This window comes from Chryseobacterium sp. S0630, assembly GCF_024158915.1.
Lineage (GTDB): Bacteria > Bacteroidota > Bacteroidia > Flavobacteriales > Weeksellaceae > Chryseobacterium.
In genome coordinates this window covers 16408-38569 of record NZ_JAMZGF010000003.1, presented here as the reverse complement: position 1 = coordinate 38569, position 22162 = coordinate 16408, and the positions used below count along the sequence as shown (strand labels likewise).

25 protein-coding genes are annotated in these 22162 nt (G+C 34.0%); 12 read left to right on the top strand and 13 right to left on the bottom strand.

Translation table 11 applies throughout. From position 1 onward, the window contains the following. The first annotated feature begins 53 nt into the window (after positions 1 to 53). Together dinB and NK356_RS01925 are read left to right on the top strand one after the other, a co-directional pair. Positions 54 to 1196 (top strand): DNA polymerase IV, encoded by a 1143-nt coding sequence (gene dinB / locus NK356_RS01930; RefSeq protein WP_253316098.1) that lies wholly within the window; start codon positions 54 to 56, stop codon positions 1194 to 1196. A gap of 7 nt (positions 1197 to 1203) precedes the next feature. Then, positions 1204 to 4257, top strand: coding sequence for a DNA polymerase III subunit alpha (locus tag NK356_RS01925; protein ID WP_253316097.1), 3054 nt, complete (start codon positions 1204 to 1206; stop codon positions 4255 to 4257). Positions 4258 to 4395: 138 nt separating this feature from the next. Here the strand turns inward: NK356_RS01925 and NK356_RS01920 are convergent, their stop codons facing one another. The 3 genes from NK356_RS01920 to NK356_RS01910 all read right to left on the bottom strand — a co-directional run bounded on the left by NK356_RS01920 (position 4396) and on the right by NK356_RS01910 (position 6170). After that, complete coding sequence (locus tag NK356_RS01920) at positions 4396 to 4773, bottom strand: CinA family protein (RefSeq protein ID WP_253316096.1); 378 nt, start codon at positions 4771 to 4773, stop codon at positions 4396 to 4398. Positions 4774 to 4829: 56 nt separating this feature from the next. Next, on the bottom strand, positions 4830 to 5099 hold the full coding sequence (locus NK356_RS01915) for a heme oxygenase (protein WP_253316095.1): 270 nt from the start codon (positions 5097 to 5099) through the stop codon (positions 4830 to 4832). 510 nt (positions 5100 to 5609) lie between these two features. Continuing rightward, positions 5610 to 6170 carry an AraC family transcriptional regulator gene (locus tag NK356_RS01910; RefSeq protein WP_253316094.1) on the bottom strand — a complete coding sequence of 187 codons (561 nt, stop codon included), beginning with the start codon at positions 6168 to 6170 and terminating at the stop codon, positions 5610 to 5612. 165 nt (positions 6171 to 6335) lie between these two features. Between NK356_RS01910 and NK356_RS24110 the strand changes: the two genes are divergently transcribed. Genes NK356_RS24110 through NK356_RS01900 form a run of 3 tightly spaced genes read left to right on the top strand, consistent with a single transcriptional unit; the run spans position 6336 to position 9809 of the window. Continuing rightward, the gene (locus NK356_RS24110; protein WP_301287915.1) at positions 6336 to 6467 is read left to right on the top strand and encodes a hypothetical protein; all 132 of its coding nucleotides are present in this window, start codon (positions 6336 to 6338) and stop codon (positions 6465 to 6467) included. Beyond that, entirely contained in the window at positions 6468 to 7496 is a 1029-nt protein-coding gene (locus NK356_RS01905) for a pesticidal protein Cry7Aa (protein WP_253316093.1), read from the top strand. It abuts the gene before it with no gap. 45 nt (positions 7497 to 7541) lie between these two features. Further along, positions 7542 to 9809: a glycosyltransferase gene (locus tag NK356_RS01900; protein WP_253316092.1), complete on the top strand. Its 2268-nt coding sequence runs from the start codon at positions 7542 to 7544 to the stop codon at positions 9807 to 9809. A 1221-nt stretch (positions 9810 to 11030) separates the two neighbouring features. Here NK356_RS01900 and NK356_RS01895 read toward each other — a convergent pair. After that, a complete protein-coding gene (locus NK356_RS01895) occupies positions 11031 to 12128 on the bottom strand; it encodes a calcium:proton antiporter (protein WP_253316091.1) in 1098 nt (365 codons plus the stop codon). A 465-nt stretch (positions 12129 to 12593) separates the two neighbouring features. On the opposite strand from NK356_RS01895, the gene NK356_RS01890 reads away from it, so the two are divergent. From NK356_RS01890 to NK356_RS01870, 5 genes are all read left to right on the top strand, one after another. Continuing rightward, positions 12594 to 12812: a hypothetical protein gene (locus NK356_RS01890; protein WP_253316090.1), complete on the top strand. Its 219-nt coding sequence runs from the start codon at positions 12594 to 12596 to the stop codon at positions 12810 to 12812. Between the two features lie 141 nt (positions 12813 to 12953). Next, positions 12954 to 13295 carry a cupin domain-containing protein gene (locus tag NK356_RS01885; RefSeq protein WP_253316089.1) on the top strand — a complete coding sequence of 114 codons (342 nt, stop codon included), beginning with the start codon at positions 12954 to 12956 and terminating at the stop codon, positions 13293 to 13295. Further along, a complete protein-coding gene (locus tag NK356_RS01880; RefSeq protein WP_253316088.1) occupies positions 13292 to 13519 on the top strand; it encodes a hypothetical protein in 228 nt (75 codons plus the stop codon). Before NK356_RS01885 ends, NK356_RS01880 begins: the two co-directional genes overlap by 4 nt. A 12-nt stretch (positions 13520 to 13531) precedes the next feature. Further along, on the top strand, positions 13532 to 14338 hold the full coding sequence (locus NK356_RS01875) for a hypothetical protein (protein ID WP_253316087.1): 807 nt from the start codon (positions 13532 to 13534) through the stop codon (positions 14336 to 14338). A gap of 38 nt (positions 14339 to 14376) precedes the next feature. After that, positions 14377 to 14640 carry a heme oxygenase gene (locus NK356_RS01870; RefSeq protein ID WP_253316086.1) on the top strand — a complete coding sequence of 88 codons (264 nt, stop codon included), beginning with the start codon at positions 14377 to 14379 and terminating at the stop codon, positions 14638 to 14640. A 383-nt stretch (positions 14641 to 15023) separates the two neighbouring features. Here the strand turns inward: NK356_RS01870 and NK356_RS01865 are convergent, their stop codons facing one another. After that, positions 15024 to 16022, bottom strand: a complete 999-nt coding sequence (locus NK356_RS01865) for an SDR family NAD(P)-dependent oxidoreductase (RefSeq protein ID WP_253316085.1) — start codon at positions 16020 to 16022, stop codon at positions 15024 to 15026. Between the two features lie 223 nt (positions 16023 to 16245). Here NK356_RS01865 and NK356_RS01860 point away from each other — a divergent pair, with 223 nt between their 5' ends. Both NK356_RS01860 and NK356_RS01855 read left to right on the top strand, forming a co-directional pair. After that, positions 16246 to 16398, top strand: a complete 153-nt coding sequence (locus NK356_RS01860) for a hypothetical protein (RefSeq protein ID WP_253316084.1) — start codon at positions 16246 to 16248, stop codon at positions 16396 to 16398. Positions 16399 to 16629: 231 nt separating this feature from the next. Then, the gene (locus tag NK356_RS01855; RefSeq protein WP_301287914.1) at positions 16630 to 17592 is read left to right on the top strand and encodes a YihY/virulence factor BrkB family protein; all 963 of its coding nucleotides are present in this window, start codon (positions 16630 to 16632) and stop codon (positions 17590 to 17592) included. A gap of 93 nt (positions 17593 to 17685) precedes the next feature. Here the strand turns inward: NK356_RS01855 and NK356_RS01850 are convergent, their stop codons facing one another. The 8 genes from NK356_RS01850 to NK356_RS01815 all read right to left on the bottom strand — a co-directional run bounded on the left by NK356_RS01850 (position 17686) and on the right by NK356_RS01815 (position 22159). Beyond that, positions 17686 to 18351 carry a MarR family winged helix-turn-helix transcriptional regulator gene (locus NK356_RS01850; protein ID WP_253316083.1) on the bottom strand — a complete coding sequence of 222 codons (666 nt, stop codon included), beginning with the start codon at positions 18349 to 18351 and terminating at the stop codon, positions 17686 to 17688. 235 nt (positions 18352 to 18586) lie between these two features. After that, entirely contained in the window at positions 18587 to 18886 is a 300-nt protein-coding gene (locus NK356_RS01845; RefSeq protein WP_253316082.1) for a hypothetical protein, read from the bottom strand. Between the two features lie 261 nt (positions 18887 to 19147). Next, positions 19148 to 19345 (bottom strand): NAD-dependent epimerase/dehydratase family protein, encoded by a 198-nt coding sequence (locus NK356_RS01840; RefSeq protein ID WP_253316081.1) that lies wholly within the window; start codon positions 19343 to 19345, stop codon positions 19148 to 19150. Positions 19346 to 19395: 50 nt separating this feature from the next. Next, positions 19396 to 19986 carry a GTP cyclohydrolase II gene (ribA, locus tag NK356_RS01835; protein WP_253316080.1) on the bottom strand — a complete coding sequence of 197 codons (591 nt, stop codon included), beginning with the start codon at positions 19984 to 19986 and terminating at the stop codon, positions 19396 to 19398. A 27-nt stretch (positions 19987 to 20013) separates the two neighbouring features. Beyond that, positions 20014 to 20562, bottom strand: coding sequence for a lipocalin family protein (locus NK356_RS01830; RefSeq protein ID WP_253316079.1), 549 nt, complete (start codon positions 20560 to 20562; stop codon positions 20014 to 20016). After that, on the bottom strand, positions 20552 to 21241 hold the full coding sequence (locus NK356_RS01825; protein WP_253316078.1) for a lycopene cyclase domain-containing protein: 690 nt from the start codon (positions 21239 to 21241) through the stop codon (positions 20552 to 20554). The genes NK356_RS01830 and NK356_RS01825 overlap by 11 nt, the downstream gene beginning before the upstream one ends. Continuing rightward, positions 21238 to 21690, bottom strand: a complete 453-nt coding sequence (locus tag NK356_RS01820) for a sterol desaturase family protein (RefSeq protein ID WP_253316077.1) — start codon at positions 21688 to 21690, stop codon at positions 21238 to 21240. Before NK356_RS01820 ends, NK356_RS01825 begins: the two co-directional genes overlap by 4 nt. A 1-nt stretch (position 21691) precedes the next feature. Beyond that, on the bottom strand, positions 21692 to 22159 hold the full coding sequence (locus NK356_RS01815; protein ID WP_253316076.1) for an SRPBCC family protein: 468 nt from the start codon (positions 22157 to 22159) through the stop codon (positions 21692 to 21694). Positions 22160 to 22162: the final 3 nt, after the last annotated feature.

Below are 22162 nucleotides of genomic sequence, written 5' to 3'. Positions count from 1 at the left end.
TTTTAGACAACAAAAATACAAAATTTGTTTCAAAACGTAACTAATTTTGTAACATGGAAAGAGCAATTGTACATATGGATTTGGATACGTTCTTTGTTTCCTGTGAAAGGCTGAAAAACTCTGAACTGGAGAATAAGCCTGTGATCATAGGAGGTGGAGATCGTGGTGTAGTGGCGTCCTGCTCTTATGAAACCCGCTTTTTCGGAGTTAGGAGTGCCATGCCCATCAAAATGGCTTTGCGGCTATGCCCCGAAGCTAAAGTCATTAAGGGAGATATGGAAATGTATTCTAACATGTCTCATATGGTAACGGAGATTATTCAGGAAAAAGTTCCTGTTCTCGAAAAAGCAAGTATTGATGAATTTTATCTGGATTTATCCGGGATGGATCAGTTTTTTGGATGCTATAAATGGACTCATGAAATAGCAGAAAGCGTACAGAAAAACACAGGATTACCCATAAGTTTTGCTTTATCTACCAATAAAACCGTATCCAAAATCGGAACCGGAGAATCCAAGCCAACCGGAAGATTGGAAGTGAAACAATCTGACATACAGCCGTTTTTAAACCCGCTTTCAGTAAAGAAGATTCCTATGGTCGGCGATGTTACTTTTCAACTGCTCTCCAGACTGGGGATCAGAACGATACAAACGCTTTCAGAAATGCCTGTTGACGTTCTTCAGCAGCTGATTGGTAAAAATGGAAATGAACTTTGGAAAAAAGCACACGGAATTGACGAAAATCCTGTGGTTCCCTATTCGGAACGAAAATCCATTTCTACGGAAGATACTTTTGCTCAGGACAGCATCGATATTCAGGGTATTCAAAGTATACTCTCAGGAATGGTTGAAAAACTCTGTTATCAGCTCCGGGCAGAGAAATGGCTGGTATCGGTAGTGGTGGTAAAACTCCGGTATTCCAATTTTGATACTGAAACCAAACAATGCAGGATTCCTTACACCTCAGCTGATCATACCCTGCTCAGGTATGTTTTAGAACTCTTTAAAAAAGTATATACCAGACGTATGAGAATAAGGCTGGTTGGCGTAAAGTTTACCGGACTGGTTCACGGGTGCCATCAAATGGATCTCTTTGAAGATACGGAAGAGTTGATATCACTGTATCAGACAATGGATAAAATCAAGAACAGGTTTGGAACTTCAAGTGTAGGAAGAGCCTCAGGTTTATTAAAATAATTACAACATGTTTCTGAATTGTCATTCTTATCACAGCCTAAGATATGGAACCATTTCTATTAAAGAACTGGTTGAGCAGGCCGTACGGTTTAATATTAAAACTCTGGCTCTTACCGATATCAATACCATTACGGGGATTTATGATTTCTATAAACTTTGTCAGGATCATCATATCAAACCGATCGTAGGAGTGGAAATACGGGTTCAGGATGAACTGTATTATATCTGTCTGGCAAAAAACCAAAAAAGCATTGCAGAAGTCAACAAACTCTTAACCGCATATAACTGTGAAGGGATAGAAATTCCTAAAGCCAATCCTGATTTTACAGATACTCTTGTCATTTATCCATTAGAGAATATTCCTGAAAAATTAGCAGATCATGAATTTATAGGCATCAGACAGAACCAATTAAACTTTTTGATTCAGCCTGAATTGAAAAAGTTAATCTATAAAATGGTCATTCTTCATCCGGTTACCTTTGCAACCCCTGAAGAATATGAACTTCATAAGATATTAAGAGCTATTGATCATAATACTTTGATCAGTAAGCTTACAGAAGCTGATTACTGTAAGGACAACGAAATGTTTACTGATAAAAAAGAGCTTCTGTCTCAATTTTACCATGAGCCACAGATTATTGAAAATACAAAGTACATTGTCAATAGCTGCTATTTTGATTTTGATTTTTCAACACCCAAAAATAAAAAGCATTTCACAGACAGTAAGGAAAATGATTCTAAGCTTTTAAAAATGTTAGCCTATCAGGGGTTCTCTAAAAGGTATTCCGATGATAATCTGCAGGCAAAAGCAAGAGTGGATAAAGAGTTAGGAGTCATTGACCAGCTTAATTTCTGTGCTTATTTTCTGATCACCTGGGATATTATCCAGTACAGCAACCGGATGGGATTTATGCATGTAGGAAGAGGCAGTGGTGCCAATTCCATTGTCAGCTACTGCATTGGTATTACTGATATATGTCCTCTTGAACTGGACCTGTATTTTGAGAGATTTTTAAACCTCAACCGTAAAACACCACCCGATTTTGACATAGATTGGAGCTGGCAGACCAGAGACATTATCTTGGAATATATTTTTGATAAATATGGTAAGGATCATGTTGCCTTCTGCGGAACCAATGTGGAATTTAAATACCGCTCTATTTTCCGCGAAATAGGAAAAGTCTTTGGACTTCCCAAAGAAGAACTAGATACACTGGCAACAAAACCGATTCAGGAACATGATACTAATTCGGTATCCAGACAGGTTCATTACTACGGAAAACTGTTGGAAAAGTTTCCTAATCAGAGAAGCATGCACTCATGTGGAATCCTTATATCAGAAGAGCCTATAACCGATTATTCTGCACTCGAAATGCCTCCCAAAGGTTTTCCGATCGTACAGTTCGATATGTATACCGCCGAAGAAATTGGTCTTGAAAAATTTGATATTCTCTCACAAAGAGGGTTAGGTACCATTAACGATACGGTAAAGCTGGTTAAAGAAAAAAGAGGAATTGATATCAATATCCGGGATACCTCTCTCTCAAAAGATGAAGCCCGGTGCAATGAATTCTTAAGTTCCGGAAAAACCATTGGCTGTTTTTATATTGAATCTCCTGCTATGAGGGGATTACTTCGAAGACTTAAATGTGATAATTATAAAGTATTGGTCGCCGCCTCCTCTATTATCCGACCGGGAGTGGCTCAAAGCGGAATGATGCGGGAGTATATTTTCAGACATAATAATCCCACAAAATTTGAATACTTTCATGAGGTTTTTGAAAAGGAATTAGGGGAAACATATGGTATTATGGTTTACCAGGAGGATGTTATCAAAATTGCGCTGCATTTCGGAGGATTATCTGCTCCTGATGGTGACGTACTGAGAAGAGCCATGAGTGGTAAAGGCCGGTCTTTATCTGCATTACAGAAAGTAAAAGACAACTTCTTTGAATCCTGTAAAAAGCTGGGACATCCTGAACAATTATCCATGGAAGTATACCGGCAGATTGAATCTTTTGCAGGATACTCATTCTGTAAAGCTCATTCTGCTTCTTATGCAGTGGAAAGTTATCAGAGTTTATATCTTAAGGTCTACTATCCTATCGAATTTATGGTTTCTGCCATCAATAACGGCGGTGGGTTTTACAGAACGGAAGTTTATATTCATGAAGCAAGAATGTCAGGAGCCTATATCCATAATCCCTGTGTTAATCTAAGTAAATATCAGACAACGGTGTATGGTTCAGAGGTTTATTTGGGATTAATGCATATTGAAAAACTGGAAACGAGGTTAGCACAGCTGATTCCTGAAGAAAGAGCTCAAAATGGAAATTATACTTCCCTGGAAAATTTTATTAAGAGAATTCCTATAGGTATCGAAACATTGCAAATTTTAATCTTTATTGGCGCATTCCGCTTTACTGGAAAACAAAAACATGAACTGCTGATTGAATCAAGGTTTCTTTTGGGAACTCATAAAATTGTATTTAGATATCCCACATTACTGAAGGAGCCACAGAAAGATTATCAGCTTCCTTCTATAGAAAGAAACCGCTTTGAAGATGCATTTGATGAAATAGAAATATTAGGCTTCCCCGTTTCATTCAGTCCTTTTGATTTGTTACAGACCCGATACAGAGGTTCCGTTTTAGTAAAAGATTTATTGAAGTTTCATAAATGTCAGGTTAAGATGCTTGCTTATCTTATTTCACGAAAGCATGTACCTACAAAGAAAGGAACAATGTATTTCGGAACCTGGGTTGATGCTCAGGGAGAATATTTTGATACCGCTCATTTTCCCAACTGCCTTGAGGAATATCCTTTTAAGGGTGGTGGCTGTTATCTCTTATTGGGAACAGTAGAAGTAGATTTTCACTTTCCTACTGTTACTATTTATAAAATGGCCAAAATGCCTTTTATTCCGGATCCAAGATATTCTATGGATAAAGAAAAATCATTGGAAGCACAACGTAATTTGCACGAGGATATCAGTATGACCTGGCGAAAGCCTTATCCGCAAGAACATGAAATAGGATTACCAAGACAGAAAATTCTATAGGAGAATATATATAATTATAAGTCAATACTCTTATTGCTCTTATCTGCTATGCCGTTTTTTAACGCAATTATGGGAAAGCCAGCCACAATTCCAATTAATGTAGCTACTTTAATGTTTTTAGAAATATATAAAGGAAGTCTACCATCCTTTGTAACTGAATGAACAGAATGAATACACTTTAAATCCCGAATTTCTTCCAGATGCAGCATATCCAGTAGAAGCAATTCCCCAATCTGTTCCAAATGATTCAGCGACCTTTACAGCCATTGTACCAGCCATTTTTTGAGTTTCAAAACCATTTTCCTCAGCTTGAATTCTATTGATATCTAAAAGACTAACTTTTTCAGGTAATGTAAAAGTTATTATTCCTCCTTTGTAAAAAAGCTTTGCATTAGGCATCTGGGAAAAAGCCAGCTGTATTAATCCCGAGGTTACACTTTCTGCTATAGAAACTGTTTCATTCATTGTAATGAGTGAAGTATTGATATTATCAAGTAAACTTTGCTGAAATTTCATGGGATCTACTATTTAATGTTAATCTAAAAAACTTTTTACCCAGCAGAAATCAATGTTCAGATAACGTCATAGTCATTCATGGTTGTTACAAAATAATGCTCAATCATTTCCTTGGCATTGTTGCACATTGACAAAAGATCTTCTCTGGCCATATCTTCAAAAATAAAATCATCATGAACTTCCATAATGAACTCAGTCACTTTTTCGGTGTTCATCAAGTCATAAGCCATTAAATCGTTTAAATTATCTAATCTACATTCTTCCTTAAAAAAAGGAAGATTTCGGGTAATTGAATTCTTAAATTGAAAAAGACGTATTGTTTTCATGAATTTTGATATTAAAGTGATAATAAGAAAGCCTGTTTTGTATTTAAACATGTTGTTTACTCATGAATGTTCAAACAGTTTTTTGTGGACTCAGTTGATGAAATTTTTATATATCTATCAATTCCTATAATCGGGATGAAAAGGACAGAAACCAGAGGTTCCTATCCTTAATTAATTAAAACCTTCTGAAAACAGATCTACTATTTTATTGGGATTTTAATATGCTCATTATCAAAGTTGAGAATCCTTAAGTCTATTAATTTTATCATAGTGTATATTGCTTTTCCAGTCTTAATTTACTACAACGATGTTTTCAAATGCTGGAGAACAGCATTTTGCATGATACATTCTTTCAACTGCTCACTCTATTTTCCTATCTAAAATTGCACTATGTATGGTGATATAAACTTTATGGATTTGGTGAATTCCTGATTATTATACTACAAAGATGGCCGTTTAAGTATATACTAAGCTATATATCTCCGGAATAATCTTACATATATCACACATTTATAAGTCTTCCAAATTTCCAAGACGTCTTTGTTTTAACTGCTTATAAAATGAGGGGGAAAGTCCTGTGATTTTTTTAAACTGATTAGAGAGATGGGCAACACTGCTATAATTGAGTTTATAAGATATTTCTGTAAGATTAAGTTCATCATACAAGAGTAATTCTTTTATCTTTTCTACTTTATTAATAATGATAAAATGCTGGAGTGTCATTCCTTTCACTTCTGAAAAGGTATTAGCCAGATAGGTATAATCATATCCTAATTTTTCACTTACATAATCTGAGAAATTTTCTTTTGGGAGTTCATCTGAATAATGAATCATTTCTATGACTACATTTTTTATTTTTTCTATCAGGATACTTTTTTTATCATCTAATATTTCAAGGCCTGTTTTAAGTAAGTTTTCTTTCAGAATTTGTCTTACTTCAACACTGATATCATCCAATAATTCTACAGTTCCCAAATCTACAATAGCATTTTTAATGCCCAGCCTTTCCAGTTCCTGATGGACAACCATTTTGCAGCGCAAACTTACCATGTACTTTATATACAACTTCATCGCCCTTACTGTTTACATTTATCAATTATTTCATTAACAGTTATTTACCCAAAGTTAGTCTATTAAATCGTAAATATGTATGATTTATACAACAAATTGAAAGACAATTGCAAAGCTTTCCTTTTTTAATGATTGAAATTTACAGTTAACAAAAAATATTTCACAATGTCAAAAGAAAAAGACGGAAAAAAGAAATCAGATAAAACTCCACCCGCAAAATCCGCAAAAGAGAAACGGGAAGAAAAAATGAATAAACGAAGACACGGGGAAAACGAAGCCCAAAATACCAGCAACTAAATGGTATCCCTGAAAAAATACGGAATTATACTCAGAAAAACGACATTAGACTTTGAGAGTGAAGGTGTCTTAAACCCCGCAGTTATTAAACATAACGGAAAAATACATTTATTTTACAGGGCTCTTGCCAAGAAGAATTTCTCCAGTATCGGATACTGTATACTATCAGATTATACGACTATAGAAACCAGGCTAAACAATCCGGTTATAATCCCCGAGTTTGAATACGAAAAACATGGTGTTGAAGATCCAAGAATAGTAAAAATCGATCATTTGTTTTACCTTACCTATACGAGTTATGACGGGATTAATGCATTGGGCACACTTGCAGTATCGAAGGACCTTACATCGTGGCAAAAACAAGGCATTATTGTTCCCAAAATTCCATACAACAAGTTTAGATTTTTATCAGAATACCAAGGTGAAATAGCAGAAAAGTACAGACGTTTCAACAAACTCCCGCCTACTCATACAAAGGATAAAGATGTCTTCCTGTGGGATAAAAATGTGATATTTTTTCCAAGAAGAATTAACGGTAAGCTTTATTTCCTTCATCGGATAAGACCCGATATCCAAATTGTAGGTATAGAAACTATTGAAGATCTGAATCCTGATTTTTGGAAAGATTATTTCCTTCACTTTAAAGAACATATTGTATTGTCTCCCCGATATGAGCATGAAGTAAGCTATATTGGCGGTGGATGTCCCCCAATAGAAACTGAACATGGATGGCTTTTAATCTATCATGGTGTACATGATACCATTGAAGGCTATGTTTACAGCGCATGTGCTGCTTTACTAGATCTTGATAATCCTGAAAAAGAAATTTCAAGACTTCCTTATCCTCTTTTCAAGCCTGAAGAACAGTGGGAACAGAAGGGAGAAGTCAACAATGTCTGCTTCCCTACCGGGGCCATCGTAGAAGGAGATACACTCCATATTTATTACGGAGCTGCAGATAAAAGAATAGCCGTTGCTTCTTTAAGTATCCCGGAATTACTGAAGGAATTACTATGGTACACTTCATAACTGACTATTCAATACAGATTGTCATACTTTAAAATAAATATCAACATGAATAAAAATACAAAATCAGATGTGGAGGAAAAGACAAAAAGATGGTCTGCACAAAGTAAAAAAAACACAATTAATTATAAGCCTGAAATTCTCTTTATAAGTACTTTTCCTCCTAAGGTGTGCGGTATTGCAACCTATTGTCAGGATTTGATAAAATCTCTTCAGCTAAAGTTCAAAGAATCATTTAGCATAGTTACCTGTCCAATGGAAACTGAGGATGAAAGCTATCAATACGAAGAAAATCCTCAATATAGACTCAATACATCCGATGCTATTTCTTATTTGGAGCTGGCTGATAAAATCAACAAAAATGACAATATTCAATTGATTATTCTCCAGCATGAGTTTGGATTTTTCACTGAAGCGAAAAACGGATTGCTGCTTTTTCTTCAAAATGTAGAGAAAGATATCATTATTACTTTTCACACCATTCTGCCGAAACCGGATTGGGAATTAAAAGAAAAGGTAAAAGAAATTAGCAGTTTCGTAAAATCTATTATTGTAATGACCAGTATTTCTGCAGATATCCTCACCAATGATTATGATATACCATCTGATAAAATTAAAGTAATTCCGCACGGTACGCATTTACTACCATTTATCGATAAGATTTCACTGAAAGCGAAATATGGATTTAAAGATAAAAAAATTCTTTCAACATTTGGGTTACTGGGTTCGGGAAAAAATATTGAAACCACCTTAGAAGCTCTGCCTGAAATCATTTCCCAAAACCCGGATGTAATGTTTCTGATTATTGGAAAAACGCATCCCGGCATCATTAAATATGAAGGTGAGAAATATCGTGATTTTTTGCAGGATACTATTAAGAGGCTCCATCTGGAAAAACATACTTATTTTATCAACCAGTATCTGCCTTTAGATGATTTGTTGGATTATCTTCAGCTCACCAACATCTATCTTTTCACTTCAAAAGACAGAAATCAGGCAGTAAGCGGTACCTTTTCCTATGCCATCAGCTGTGGCTGCCCTATTGTTTCTACTCCTATTCCCCATGCTCTGGAAGTATTAAATGAAGACCTGGGAATTATTATTGATTTTGAAGCTCCGAAACAGCTTGCTGATGCCGTGAATACATTACTGAAAAATGAAACCGCACAGGAAAAATTACGATCAAATAGTTTAGAAAAAATGGCTCCCACAGCGTGGGAGAATTCTTCTATTTCACATGCCTTATTATTTCAACAATACAGCAAAGATAAAATGACATTACATTATACATTCCCCATCATCAATCTCAGCCATATCAAAAATATGACAACAGATTTTGGGATGATTCAATTTTCTAAAATCAATAAACCTGATATCAATTCCGGGTATACTTTAGACGATAATGCCCGTGCTATGATTGTAGCCTGCAGACATTACGAACTGAGCAAAGATAAATCTGACCTTGATTTAATCTCAACTTATCTGAAGCTTATTAAGTTTTGTCAACAACCGGATGGAAGTTTCCTCAATTATATCAATCATGACAAGGAATTTGCACAGCAGAATTATGAGACCAATCTAGAAGATTCTAATGGAAGGGCTATTTGGGCACTGGGCTATCTTCTATCTATAAAAGCTATTTTACCGCAGCAGCTTTATGATGAAGCGGAATCAATTATTGAAAAAAGTCTTCCGTCTATTGATAAAATACACTCTACCCGTGCAATGGCTTTTATCATCAAGGGATTGCATTATCAAAACGTTGAAAACAATATTCCATTATTGAAAAAGCTGGCCAATCGACTGGTTAAAATGTATCAGCACGAAAAGCATAGAGACTGGCATTGGTTTGAAAGCTATCTTACCTATGGAAACAGTGTAATCCCTGAAGCTTTATTGTGTGCATGGATTACGACCCAAGACCAAATGTATAAGCAGGTTGCCAATGAATCATTCAAGTTTTTGCTTTCTAAAATATTTATTAAGGGAGGCATCAAAGTAATATCCAATAAAGGATGGTTGCACAAAGAAACGATTAAAAGTCCTGAACCAATTGGTGGTGAGCAGCCTATTGATGTTGCGTACACTATACTAGCCTTATCTACATTCTACAAGGTTTTTAAGGATGAAAAATATTTACAAATGATGAGAAATGCTTTTAGCTGGTTTTTAGGAAAAAATCATTTACATCAGATTATTTACAACCCTGCAACGGGTGGATGTTATGACGGTCTTGAAGAGAAAAATGTTAATCTCAATCAGGGAGCAGAATCAACAGTAAGCTATCTCATGGCAAGGCTCTGTTTTCCAAAATAAGTAGTTTACTTTTTCAACCAGCAACCAACCCTATGATCAAAACTCTGATATCAGTCATTGATCTGCAACTCTGTAATAAGACCTCGCATTAAAAAGTCATACTTAAAAAAATTACCCTAAGGAGAATTAAAAATAAATGTATTAATTCTACTCCATATACGACAATAATAAAAAGAATCACATGACTTGCAGCATATTAATGTAATTTATTTACATATACATTTACTGTTCATAATAGTTGTACATTCTCATTAGTACAATTAACTCTCCCCTAAAAAGGAGGGTTTTGTTATATACTCTCCTCCTAGGCATTAGAAAGGTTAATATCTGTAGGATATTAAATCGGACTGTAAAATTTACTATATAGTGTTTCCAGGATATGAGTGTGATTGTACCTCTACAGAAATCTACTCATAATAGCGGGGATTTTTTATTTACACAGTTTTCGATTTTGCAAGATATAATGACTTTTGTATGGGAAATTTTAATTGCTATGTGAGGCCGAAAGTGAAAATTCTAATTTTCATCATCATAGTGCCGCTGACCACTACTTTAAAGATGTTATCGTTTTAGTAAGAGTAACAAATACTATAGCTTTCAGAAACCATCAAAACGAAATAAGACAAAGCAGCGATATTCCAAACAAATTTGAATTCTAACATTATGCTATGATCGGAGGAATAATAAAGTATAGTAATGTTATGTTTTCTGAATGGCGTAATTATATATTGTATCTTCACTAAGATATAAATACAATCTTGTCTTAAAAATTCCTAAAAATGTTTTTTTCAAGATATAGACACGCTCTATTGTATGTAGCTTTTGTAACTGATAATCAGTCAGAAAACATTCTATATCATCTATATTTCCTCCAATTAATTGATCTTCTGATATAATATTCTGACTTTTATCGTGGAAGTAATATTTTTTACTAGTCATATCGATAAATAATTTTAATTTGCAAAATCTTTTTTCTGTTCAGAGTACTTCTTCAAACTTTTAAAGTATTGGCTTAACCCAAGTTGTGAACCAGTTTCTATATTATCTCATTAGTTTTTATTTGATATTTCAATATTTGGGCAATACCTTTATAATCATGAGCCTTCAAACGTTTTTTGTGGCTTCATTTGATGAAATATATTCTATATAAACCATCATATCATATAAACTACAGCTAGCCGTTTCAATATATATCAAGCTATAAGTATAACTTAAATAGGTTTATGGTACAATTGTAATAAAAAGATAAATTAAAAATATAGCAATCAGTACAATTCCCTGCATGATATTAGTTCTGCCTGTTGCCAGTGAAACAGTAATAATAAAAAGCGATAGTCCTAAAAGTATTGTTGATTTGATATCTATCCCCAATGTCATTCTTATACCGGTTATTACAGATATAATGGCAATCGCAGGAATACTTAGTCCGATACTCGCCAAAGCTGAACCAAAAGCCAGATTTAATGAGGTTTGGATCTGATCACTTTTTGCAGCTCTGAATGCAGCCAGACCTTCCGGAAGCAGAACAATACCAGCAATAATGATACCTACAAGAGATTTTGGAGCCCCCACAGAAACAACTATATGTTCAACATCCTTTGAAAGAAGTTTTGCCAGTAAAACGACTATTCCCAGGGATAAAATTAACAATATACAATTGATATACAATTGTTTTCTGGAAATTATTTTATTATTACCTTCTACAGGCAGGATCTTGGATAATTTGTTTTGCGGAGAAATGAAAAAGCTTCGATGTCTAAATGTTTGGATCATGGTAAATCCAAGATAAAGTCCTAAAGAAATCAAGGCGATAAAAAGCAGCTGAAAGGACGTGTATTCGCCTCCGATATGGCTTACCGTATAATTAGGCAGAATAAGCACAAAAATAATAACAGAGGTCAGCGTGATCAGTGCAGTACTTACCCCTTGTAGTGTAAAACTTTGTTCTCTATATCTTAAAGAGCCTATTACAATACAGCTTCCAATGATTCCGGTAAGGATTATCATCACTGCTGCAAAAACAGTATCTCTGGCAAGAGTAATTGTTTCCAACCCTTTCGCTCCCATCATGATAGAAATAATAAGTCCTACTTCTATGACCGTAATGGCAAATGCCAGAAGTAAAGTTCCGAATGGTTCACCCAAACGATGGGCAATAACTTCGGAGTGATACACCGCAGCCAAAACACTTCCTATTAAAAATAAAGTAAGAATCACAGAGTAATACCCTGAAGAAAAAACAGAATTTCCAACATAAGAGAACCATGCCAGGATAGGAATCAAAAACGTCCACATCCCTAAATATTTTTTTATATACATAAAAACATTAATAATTTTTTTACCATTGAATTCTCTTTAGGAGAGAATCAGCAGTTTTATATTCTCCTTTTCAAAAACAATTTTATAAATGATTTGAAGGAACAGAGAGGTATGCCGGAAGTATTAAATAATGAAAAGAAAAGAAGTGAATACGCTAGTTCTTAGAGTCTAGATTGTTAGCTCAATGCAATTATTCAGCAAGGTACGAATAATCACTCACTTATTTGAAATTTTATATTAGTATATTAAGTTTGTAATCATTTCCTAGACTTATAACTTCTATTACTATATCAGAGTAATCAAAGCTGTGCTTTTATGAAAAACCCGGATTGCAGATACACAAAACAAGCTGCAATTTTGTAAAAGTGTGATATGTGTAACATAAAAGAAACAATCTATAATACAATAGATTATTAAACGCCCAACTTTGTAACGTAGCAATGAAGTTACACTAAAATCCACCTTATGGACACAAACCACAACAAAGGCGACAAATTTTTCAAAACTCCTGGAGACTGGATTGAACAGTCAAAACAATTAAAAGAAAAATTTTCAATATTGACAGATCACGACCTGAAACTTGAAGAAGGTAAAGAAAAGGAAATGCTTGAAAGAATTGGAAACAGACTAAGAAAAAACCGTGAAGAGGTTCTTAATATTTTAAAAGAAATTAAACTTTCATAAATTGTTTTCAAGAATAGTTAAAACCTATGAAAAAGATATATTTATCAAAAGTTCTAACTAGAAAAAGGGATGGAATATTAGACAGTTCTATCCCTTTTATTTACAATACCTCCTACTCTTTTTATGTTTAAACCAACTGTGATGAATCATAAAGAACTTGAGAAATCAAAAGTATATATTACCAACCAGATTGTACAATACATTCCGAATTCTGTTGGCAGCAAAACAATACTGGAAAAACTTACAGGCAACATCAGTGCTTTATCGTTTGATGACACAGAAGGGTTATCCGAAAAAACTTCTCCTTTTGATGCTTTTGCACAAATTATTGAAGGTAAAGCAGAAGTCATTATAGACGGAGCTTCTTATTTTATGGAAGAAGGTGAATGCATTATCATTCCTGCTCATCAGCCTAATTCCATAAAGGGAAATAAACGCTTTAAAATGATATTAACCATAATAAAAAGCGGTTATGAATTATGAATAAAGTAGAAATCACCTCCATTTTAACAAAGAGGATTTTTAAAAAGACGCTTGAAATTCAGAAAAATTACCCTGAATTGTATGAGCTTTTAGACGAAACTCCACTATTTTTTTCTTTTGCAGAAAAAGATATCACGATCAAGGACTTAAAACAATACCTTATTTCACTTATTATGCAAAAAAAGTATTTTGAAAAAAGGAATACAAAAAATGATTCACAATAAAATAACACTCTAATGAAACGGCCAAATAAACATCTGAAACCCAAAAACAGATTTGGGCTTAGAAATAAAAAGAATACTTCACGAAAGGTCTATTATTCTCAGTTTGTCTCATTGTTCTATATCAGGAATACCAATATTACTTTGGAAAGAGATACGAAGGAAGTTCTTAGAATGTTAAAGGAATTACAGATTCTCAATAACAAATCTAGATTGGTATTTAGCACATACTGCAGTTTAAGCCAGCATAACCTATGGCAGTCTGTTTTAGAAGACCTGAGCGAGAACATAAAGAATATTAGAATCCAGTTCGAATATATACAGGAAAATATGATAAAAAAAAATAAAATCAATTCTTATATATTCTGGCAGCAAAACAAAATCTATATGAACGGCTTAGAAGGGAATCATGAGAAACTTATCCAAATAGGGAATCAGATTCTACCAAAAGAAGAAAGATTATCTTGGAAGACGACTACATGCAGTTTTTATGATGAAATTTTATGTTTACTCACCCCGCTTATAAGTATCTGCAAAGTTGAATCTGATTTTATTGAAAAATACACTTCTAAAATCTTTAATGATATCACAGCGGATATTATTAAAGATATTCCGAAAAATTACACTTTAAAAGAAGCAAAGGAATATGAACAGCAGTATTTGAAAATATTAACCGATTACAGCTATGAATCCAGTAAAAAAGGTAACCTTTGGGACGGTTTATTGCATATACTTTCAGGAGGTATATATCAGCTGCCGTCAGAACGTGTCATTCTTAAAAGGTGGATGAACAGAAAAATGAAAGAAGAATTTTCAAAATAGTCTTCTCCTCAATCTACAACTAAATAAATATCTGTACAATGAAAACAATACATCTTTTTCAGTTTAACAATTCTATTTTCCGTAAAATTCCTTTCTTCAAAGAAGAGCATAGGTTGAAAACCGATGTAACAGAAATTGATTTAATGGATATTGAAATAGTAACCGAATATATCGTGAAAACCAATGATGACTTTAGTTTCGACAACACATCAGGAAAGGATCTTTTATCAATGTGCAAAAAAGCTCAAAAAACAATTGAACATTACTTTGTCCTAAGATTAGATCACTATGATTTTATTTAAAATTGTTATTTTTAGTACTCAAGAGCTTCCTACTCAAAGTGATGTCTTTACTAAATAGTTTTTAGAAGAAACAAGACAAATAAAACCAAGTAAAGATAAACTAAGCCAAGTTCGCTTATGTTTAATTTTTGAAATTAAATTGTTTTGAGTTTATAACATTTTTATTCTAATAAAAGTTTCTTGATCAAAATACCTTTATAATTCCCCGTAATATTGCTCAGACGAACTAAATTATCGATAAAAGTGTCTGAAGATACGCTCGTCTTAGTCACACAACCGACATTTGAAGATTGCACTCTTCGATGTCGGCTTTTTTATTTCCTAATCCGTTTTATATTACCTTAAGTTAATCTCTCTCCAATATCAAGATATAATTATGCATACTACGAATTACTCTTATTTACTGAGCCATTTTTTAATGCGATTACAGCAAATCCAGCCACAACTCCAATTAATGCAGCTACTTTAACGCTTTTGGACGTATTTAAAGGAGGTATACCGTATATTCTGTGTGGGTCTTTTGAAGGCTCAAGTATATTCCCCGATACTTCAGGACCATTCTTTATTTTCATCATTAACCGTACACCAGCTGATGCCGTATTGATTACTACTTTAGGAAAAAGTCTGTAAATTGAAGTAATTGCATAAGATCTGAAATCGGGAAATAAATCTTTTTTCGGTTTTCTAGCTAATTCAACCATTTTTGCAGCGGTATCTCTTGGATCTGAAGCAATTGGAGGTATACCCATCTTAAATCCTGAGTATTTTGCAGAGTGAAGATTCCCAGTTGATTTCTGAAGTTGGGGGTATAAATTACAGACATGAATGTTGGCATAATTTGAAATTTCGCCTTGAAGGCCATCCATCATTCCTTTAATACCGTACTTAGTTGCCGAGTATACAGAGCTGTAAGGCGCTGGCATATAACCTCCTATAGAAACATTATTAATCAATATCCCTTCATTTTGTTTTTTGAAAATTTTAATGGCATTGTAAGCTCCATGCATATAACCAAATAGATTAGTTTTAATAACCTGTTCGTGAATCTCCATTGGAATCTCTTCAAATTTTCCACTCGCCATTACTCCAGCATTATTTACCCATATATCAATTCTTCCAAATCTGCACAATGTCTCTTCTGCTACCCTTTCTATATCTGCAGCAACGGAGGTATCTGCGGAAATTCCCAATACTTCTACTCCCATTCCTTTGCACAGCTCAACAACCTCATCTATACCTTCCTGTCCTCTTGCCACAATTACTATATTACATCCTTCCAAGGCAAAAGCTTCTGCAGCAGCCCTTCCTACCCCACTGCTTGAGCCTGTTATTACGACTGTTTTTCGTAATAAAGTCTGTTGAAATTGTTCTTCTTTTCTCATGTTTACTTTTTTTCAATTCGATAATAAATAGAACATGTATTGTGCCAGATGTGTAATTTTTAGGATATATTGTACATTCATCCAAATTTTTACAACCAAAATAATAATGATTGATGTTTAGGTATTTACATTTTTTATAAAAAGTATTACAAATCCACTTTTTAGTGCAATTGGTCTTATTATTGGATGCATTTTATTACACCACTCACAAAAATATCCTTTTATGAAAAAAAATATTGCCATCCTAGGAGGATGTTTTGCAAGTAATAGGGATAACGAAACCTTGGCGAATATAGTTTTTGATGAAAAACATTTCATTAAAGCAGACGATAATACATTAAAAACATGTGATCTTGTAGTGAAAGCTCAAAGATAATTGCAGAACAGTTGAAACAGCTTCGTTTTTCTTACAATCTATTTCAAAACATAGAAAATTATAAAAAGAAAAATGAATAGTCTGTTTCTTATGCAACAAACTCTATTATAATTTTCAAAGACTAATTCAATAATAAGAAATGAAATTTTAGTAATCAGGTTTTGACTCTGGTACTTTTACAATGTTAAGTAAAAATTATATAAATGATTTTTACAGGTAATACTCTACATCATGAAAACAATTAATAATTTTTGGGAAATACTTAAAAGCACTTATAAAGACTGGAGCGCGCGGGATTTGGGAACTGAGGCTGCAAGTTTAGCTTACACTGCAATTTTTTCGATTCCGGGACTCTTAATTATAGTTATATGGCTCACTGGTATATTCTTTGGTGAAGAAGCGGTACGTGGAGAAATAACTAAACTCATCGGGAGCATGATGGGTAGAGATGTTGGCAAGAGTCTTGAAGAAATGGTTGTCGCAGGCATGGTTGATAAAAAAAATATCATTATGAAAATCATTGGAATTGCGACTCTAGTTTTTGGTGCGACCTCACTTTTCTTCCAATTTCAAAAATCCCTCAATAAGCTGTGGGATATCGTGGCAACTCCTAAAAAGGCATGGGAAAAATATCTTCTCGACCGAGCGAATTCTTTGGGGATGATTATTGTGATTGCATTTCTTATGCTCATTACCTTGCTCATAAGCTCTTTTATCGGTCTTGCTAATGATTGGGTTGTCCATCGTTTCGGGTTGGAAACCCTGGTTCTGATGAATATCATTAATATTGTTGTAGGTTTTCTGGTTACGCTATTTCTTTTCGCCGCCATGTTTAAAATTCTACCAGATGTTGAGTTACAATGGAGATCTGTATGGGTAGGGGCCGCAGTAACTGCTGCACTATTTACACTTGGGAAGTATATCCTTACTTTTTATTTTGAAACGTTCAATCCCAGTTCTGCGTTTGGTACAGCCGGAACTGTTATTTTACTGTTGCTTTGGATTAATTATACCTGTCAGATTATTTTCTTTGGTGCCGAATTCACTAAGGTATATGCTAAAAAAATGGGTCATCAACTAAAACCTTCAAAACATGCAAAATGGAGTCCCCAAATAGTATCTAAAGAAGATTCGCAAGACGTAGTATCTGCTGAAAAAAATTCAAAAAAAACGATGAAAGATTCAACGATTTAGCTTCGAAAACTTATAATATAAAAAATGAATAATCTTTATTTTTTTTAAGTTGACGTTCAATATCCTATTTCTGCCACTGGTGTGTAAAACATATTATTTCTTTTCGATAGCGTATTCATCATAGACAATATTAATGAGTTCATCAGAATTAATATTTCGCGAAAAAATGGGATAGTGAAAAGCATCAAGCTTGTTAAGAATACGAATGAGATCCATCTTTTCTTTATGAGTGAGGTTTCCGGCCACAATATTCGTTGCCTGACGAATTTTTTCCATCTGTCTTTCGAGAACAACCAATCCTTTTTCTGAAATACGGATGAGCTTGCTTCGTTTGTCCATATCAGATTCTGTCTGTTCAACAAGTTTCTGACGAAGCAGCCTTGCAATAACAAGCATACCAACTGGCTTATCATGTATATTTTTTTTGATAAGTGCCATTTTAGTCATCTCTCCAAAAGCTTTTAAGTTGATCAGATAAATAAAGTCTTCCTGAGTTGAAAATTCAGAATTAATGATAGCTGACTTTGAATAAGTTTTAGCATATCGGTTTATATGAACCAGTAATGTACTAATTGCACTTTCAGCGGTCCTGCCATTCTCTTTTCCTTCCCAATAAGGCTCATCCACAATTTTCTCTCCACCAGAAATCCATGATTTAAAACCTTCAATAGTAGGCGGATAAGAATTTGAAGATGTTTTATTATCTGATTCAAACTGCTCAAGAAGAGCTATAAATTCTTTGATTAGGGTAAAATTCATTTCAATTAAATACTATACAAATATACCTGCTTTTAATTTAATATTTATTCTCTGCTCACTGCATATTGAGTTTATTCAAAGAATTATAAAAAAAGAAGAAACAATTACTATTTTTTTAAACATGTATGAAAATTTCTCAACAAATAAAAAAGAATATAAATAAACCAATTAAAAAGTAAGAAAACTGTCCGAAACTTTATCAGTTTCGGACAGTCTGTAGTATAAAGTCTTTGAATTAATTTGTTCTTTTTCTCCATTCAGCCTTAACATCTTCAGCTGCATCTTTTGTACTTTCCCAAGCTTCATCGGCTTTATCTTTAATATCTTCCCATGCCTCGGACACATTTGACTTCACCTTATCTAACCAGTCTTCCTGAGTCGCTTCCTGATCATTATCTCTTTTTTCACTGATATAATCTTTCGCTTTATCCGCTAATTCACTGATCTTCCATTTTGCATTATCAGCCGCATTTTTTAAAGAATTTTCTGTTTCATTAACTGCATTTTCCGCTTTGTTGTAATCTGAATTATTCATAATATAATATTTTAGTAATTGGTATATAAATAAACAATGTCTATGCCTAAAATGCCCGTTGATATGTTAAAATCTCTTAAAATATTAAATCAACATTTTAAAAAATCATACTTCCTTCAATTATGAAACTCATAACCAATAACATACTTCGCAAAGCATCCTACAATGTTTTTTACTGTTAATGTCGGTCTAGTTACTTCTCCCAAGATTTTTAATCAATCCTTTAAAAATAAACCCATGAAACGGAAGTACCTTAATCCACTATAACCTAGCCCATAAATCTTTTGGCCGTAACAGAGCCTTCTGCCCTATTTTATTTTTATCATCAAGCTCCATAACTTTTTCAAACCGATTGGCATCTCTGCAGCAGCATATCGCTTTATATCCTTGGGATACTATGATGCTGATCATTCTTTTGCCAATATATCCGGTAGCACCTGTTACTAGAATTTTTTCCATGACATCTGAATTTAAATGTATCCTAAAACATTATGCCACCAAAAAAAGCATTAAATCTTCTCTAAAAGATGACCAAAGTATTTTTTTTTCTTCACAAGATAACTTTCATTCACTTCATTGGAATCAATTTCCAAAGGAACTCTGCTATTGAGAATAATCCCACTATTCTCTATTGATCTGATCTTATCCGGGTTGTTGGTCAACAGATTAATATTCCCAACCTCCAAAATATTCAACATTTCAACGGCTATGTCAAAGTTTCTTCCGTCTGCAGGGAGCCCTAGTTTCAAATTGGCTTCAACAGTATCCAATCCTTTCTCCTGAAGTTCATAAGCCCTGAGTTTATTAATTATTCCGATATTTCTTCCTTCCTGACGAAGGTAAATGATCACTCCCCCATTTTCGGACATATACTTCATAGCGGCATCAAGTTGCTGTCCACATTCACATTTTTTGGAATGAAAAACCTCTCCTGTAATACATTCTGAATGAAAACGAACATTTACAGTTGTGTTAAAATCCGTATTCTCTGCTATCCAAACCAGATGAGGACTCCAGTCTTCTTCCTTCTCTGAAAATGCATATACTATGAACATCCCATATTCTGTAGGTATTTTTGATCGTGCTTGTATTTTGAGCATTTTGTTCTGATTTTAAGTTAATATAATCTATTTTTCAAACGGACTTTTTCTATCCTGTTTTACCCATATCAATTTTGAAGTATCATAACCGATCTCCTGAGCCTTACTGATAAAATTTTGTTTTATATTTTCGGGAATGGTCTTTTCACGGGATAGAATCCACAAATAATCTAAGTTTTTTCCAGCAATCAATGCGTATTTGTAATCTTCCAGGGCTACGACGTTATATCCGCTGTAGAAAGGGCCGAAAAAGCTCACTTTCAGAGCTGCAGTATTCTTGGCCCCTCTAAATTTAGCGGTTCCATTGACAGACACCCATTTATTTTTTTTAAAGTTGTACCCGCTGTTGACTACGTTTACATTTCCCTCCTCATTAAGACTGTACTGAGCGATTGCGTTATCAAGATCTTTTTCAAAGCGATAATCGAATCTGGCTATCTCATACCATGTCCCTAAATATCTATTGACATCAAATCTATCAACAGGCTGCGCTTTTTCGGGCATTGAAGAACAAGAAGACAAAATGTTTAAAAGCACGAAACTTGATAAGAATGTAAGAATGATTTTATTTTTCATTTTTTGTTATTTTTTTAAAGAAATAAATATTAAGTAAAAACTGACTGTAGCCATAAACGGCATCTTCTACAGGGATCGTTCCCATTCTAATTCCTAAAAAGTCATCTGGATTATAGTTAACAACCGGCGAAGGAATAAAAGAACCTGTCAGGATTCCATTTACTGCAAAAAAACCGGGCATCAAAATCAGATATACCAGACTAGCCTTTCCTATCCACTCTTTTTGAGCAATAAAATGGAGATAAAATAGGGTAAGCAGTGTTACAATTACGGTAAGAAGCGTGTATATTCTTTCATAATAAAGAACACCAACCACACCAAGGATAATAAATGACGTGAATACGATGAGATTATTAAAAGCGCTGGCCCAATCAGGATGATAAAATTTCTCAATGCAGTAATAAGTAAAAACACAGGCGAAAGGAATACAGTAAAAAAACAGCCATTCTTCAACAGGTAGTCCTGCTATTTTAAATCCTAAAGTATAGTTGAGATTAAACCACCAAACCTCTTTTGAAGTAAACCATATATCCCAGATAATAAAAGGAATGGCCACGATGGTAGATGACAAAAGAAACTTTCCAAAAAATCTGCTAAACTGTATTCTTCTGTCAAAAGATGCCAAAAAGCAGATAATGACAGTAAAAAAATTAATCAGTATGTAAGTATAAGGCATCATTTTTTATTGAAATACATTTTAAAATATTTAACAGGAACCCACAAAAAGCCAAAACATTCTCCTTTTTCTTTACCCAAATGTTTGTGATGTTGCTTATGGGCTCGTCTTATAGCAAGGAAGTAAGGGCTTTTTGCTTTTGTAAAAATTTTTGCTCTCTGGTGAATAAAAATATCATGCACAAAGAAATAGGCCATTCCATAAAGGCTTATTCCCAGACCGATAAAAAACCAATAACTGAAATTCTGCTGTACTCCCAGATATAATAAGGCAATAGCCGGGCTTGCAAAAATGAAAAAGAACCAATCATTCCTTTCAAGCTTGCCATCATGGCTATGATCATGATGATCGCGGTGCAGGAACCACAGAAAGCCATGCATAATATATCGATGGATCAGCCATGTAGCTCCTTCCATCGAAATAAATACTCCCAAAACGATCAGAATATTCATTTTAATTATGTTTATCGTTAAAAAGATCATTCAGAACCCTGTATCTGAAATCGAAAATACTTCTGAGCTTCTCTTTTACAAATAACCGATGGGCTATTGTACCTAAAATTCCCATTGGGAGTTCATAATCTACTGTGTCTTTCATCAGTACTCCATTCTCATTAGGAATAAATTCATGAAAATGATTCCAGTACTTGTATGGACCTTTTTTCTGAAAGTCTGTAAAACTTTTATAATCTTTTACCTGGCTGATAACGGTCTTCCACCTCATCGGAATTCCCAGCACTGGAGAAACGGTGTAATCTATTTCCATTCCTTTGAAAATAGGTTTATTTTTCACATCAGAAAGGACAACAAAGCCCATACTCTTAGGAGTTATTTCTGATAAATTATGGGGCGATGAAAAAAAACTCCATGCCTTTTCAATGCTGCAACTAAGCTGTTGTTCTCTGTATAATCTGTACCTCATTTA